The following is a 2605-nucleotide window of genomic DNA, read 5'->3' as shown; positions in this document are numbered from 1 at the left end:
ACCGCTTCCAGACCCATGGCCGCCGCCTCAGCGCTGCGTCGCTTTGCTCCCGAGCTGGTGGCAGCGCAGCACCTGCACCTCTATCGCCAGCTGCGGGCTGGGGCTGGGTTGTAATGGACGTCAGCAGCATGGTCCCGATGAGCTTCAACCCCAGCAGCGTGGATTGCCGCGGGCGCGTTGCTCTGATCACCGGCATCACGGGACAGGACGGCAGCTATCTGGCCGAATTGCTGCTGGAGAAGGGCTATGTGGTGCATGGCATCAAGCGCCGGGCCAGCAGCTTCAACACCAGCCGCATCGATCATCTGTATCAGGATCCCCATGAGGCGGATCCGAGGCTGGTGCTGCACTACGGCGATCTCACCGACAGCACCAACCTGATCCGCATCATCGAGCAGGTGCAGCCCGATGAGATCTACAACCTGGGGGCCCAGAGCCACGTGGCGGTGAGCTTTGAGGCGCCGGAATACACCGCCAACAGCGATGCCCTCGGCACCCTGCGGATCCTCGAGGCGGTGCGGATGCTGGGGCTCAGCCAGAAAACGCGCATCTATCAGGCCAGCACCAGTGAGTTGTATGGCCTTGTGCAGGAAATCCCGCAGAAGGAAACCACCCCCTTCTATCCCCGTAGCCCCTATGCGGTGGCCAAGCTCTATGGCTACTGGATCACGGTGAACTACCGCGAGGCCTACGGCATGTATGCCTGCAATGGGGTGTTGTTCAACCATGAATCACCGCGTCGCGGTGAAACCTTCGTGACCCGCAAGATCACCCGTGGCCTTGCCCGCATTGATGCCGATTTGGATCAGTGCCTGTTCATGGGCAACCTGGATTCGCTGCGCGATTGGGGCCATGCCCGCGACTATGTGGAGATGCAATGGCGGATGCTTCAGCAGCAGCAGCCGGAGGATTTTGTGATCGCCACGGGCCGTCAGGAGAGTGTGCGGCGTTTTATTGAGCTCACGGCCCAGCAGTTGGGCTGGGGGCCGATGCAGTGGCAGGGCAGTGGCTTGGAGGAAACGGGGATTCGCGGCGACACTGGAGCCGTGGTGGTGCGCATTGATCCCCGCTACTTCCGTCCGGCGGAGGTGGAGACGCTGCTGGGGGATCCCACCAAGGCGCGAGAGACGCTGGGCTGGACCCCCACCACCACCCTCGAGGAGTTGGTGGCCGAGATGGTGGCCGCAGACAAGGAAGAGGCGGCCAAAGAAGCTCTCCTGCGTCGCAAAGGCTTTGCAGTGGTGGGTTCGATGGAAAACCCGCCCACCAACCCCGAGGCGGTGAAGGCTGCCCAGCGATGAGGGCCCTGATCACCCCTGCAGACCGCATTTTTGTGGCCGGCCATCGCGGCATGGCCGGCAGTGCCATCTGCCGGGCTTTGCAACACGGTGGCTACAGCCAGATTCTCACCGCCAGCCGTACCGAGCTTGACCTGCTGAACCCGCAGGCCGTGGAGCGCTGGTTTGCGGAGCAGCGGCCCAGCGTGGTGGTGCTGGCGGCGGCGAAGGTGGGGGGCATCCACGCCAATGCCACCTACCCGGCCGACTTTCTGCTCCAGAACCTCAAGATCCAGACCCACGTGATCGAAACCGCCTGGCGCAGCGGTGTGCGGCGGCTGCTGTTTCTAGGCAGCAGCTGCATTTATCCCAAGCTTGCGGAGCAGCCGATCCGCGAGGAGGCGTTGCTCACCGGGGCGCTCGAGCCCACGAACGAGTGGTACGCGATCGCCAAGATCACCGGCATCAAGCTGTGTGCGGCCCTGCGGCAGCAGCACAGTTTTGATGCCATCAGCCTGATGCCCACCAACTTGTATGGGCCAGGCGATAACTACCACCCCACCAACAGTCACGTGCTGCCCGCGTTGATCCGCCGGTTCCATGAGGCGGCCGAGCGGGGCGACGCCAGCGTGACCTGCTGGGGCACGGGCACGCCGCTGCGGGAGTTCCTGCACGTGGATGATCTGGGGGAGGCCTGTGTGTTTGCCCTGGAGCACTGGCAGCCGGATGCCGATCAGCTGCAGCACCTCAACGTGGGCACGGGTGTGGACCTGACCATTCGGGAGCTGGCTGAGGCGGTGGCGGAGGCCACCGGCTTCCGCGGCACGATCGCCTGGGATGCCAGCAAGCCGGATGGCACGCCGAAAAAACAGCTGGACGTGAGCCGGCTGGCGGCCCTGGGCTGGCGGGCGAGAATCCCCCTGCGGGAGGGGCTGCACGACACGGTGCGCTTGTTCCGCGAGCAACTCGATCAGCAGTTGGTGCGCCTCTGATGCCCGCTTCCGTCGCCCGAAATCTGGTTACCGGTGGTGCCGGCTTCGTGGGTTCGCACCTGGTGGACCGGTTGATGCAGGCCGGAGAGGAGGTGATTTGCCTGGACAACTACTTCACCGGCCGCAAGAGCAACATCGCTCCGTGGCTAGGCCACCCACGCTTTGAGCTGATCCGCCACGATGTGACCGATCCGATCCGCTTGGAGGTGGACCGGATCTGGCATCTGGCTTGCCCCGCATCGCCGGTGCACTACCAGCACAACCCGATCAAAACGGCCAAAACCAGCTTTCTGGGCACCTACAACATGTTGGGCCTGGCCCGGCGCGTGGGGGCAC

Annotated in this window: 3 protein-coding genes; all 3 read left to right on the top strand. The window is 64.2% G+C overall.

Going from position 1 to position 2605, the window contains the following annotated elements; genetic code table 11:
• Nucleotides 1-137 precede the first annotated feature (137 nt).
• A complete protein-coding gene (gmd, locus tag ACIQ2E_RS14290) occupies nt 138-1301 on the top strand; it encodes a GDP-mannose 4,6-dehydratase (RefSeq protein ID WP_398331993.1) in 1164 nt (387 codons plus the stop codon).
• Entirely contained in the window at nt 1298-2269 is a 972-nt protein-coding gene (locus ACIQ2E_RS14285; protein ID WP_398331990.1) for a GDP-L-fucose synthase family protein, read from the top strand. Before gmd ends, ACIQ2E_RS14285 begins: the two co-directional genes overlap by 4 nt.
• The coding region (locus tag ACIQ2E_RS14280; RefSeq protein WP_398331987.1) for a GDP-mannose 4,6-dehydratase at nt 2269-2605 on the top strand (337 nt) is incomplete at its 3' end. The genes ACIQ2E_RS14285 and ACIQ2E_RS14280, both read left to right, overlap by 1 nt.

The organism is Vulcanococcus sp. (assembly GCF_044369115.1).
Taxonomy (GTDB): Bacteria; Cyanobacteriota; Cyanobacteriia; order PCC-6307; family Cyanobiaceae; genus Vulcanococcus.
The sequence above is the reverse complement of the archived record's forward strand: the minus strand, read 5'-3'. Positions and strand labels throughout refer to the sequence as shown.

Excerpts from the sequence above, each read along its gene's own strand:
- gmd (WP_398331993.1), top strand. The coding sequence starts at position 138 with ATGAGCTTCAACCCCAGCAGCGTGGATTGCCGCGGGCGCGTTGCTCTG.
- ACIQ2E_RS14285 (WP_398331990.1), top strand. The coding sequence starts at position 1,298 with ATGAGGGCCCTGATCACCCCTGCAGACCGCATTTTTGTGGCCGGCCAT.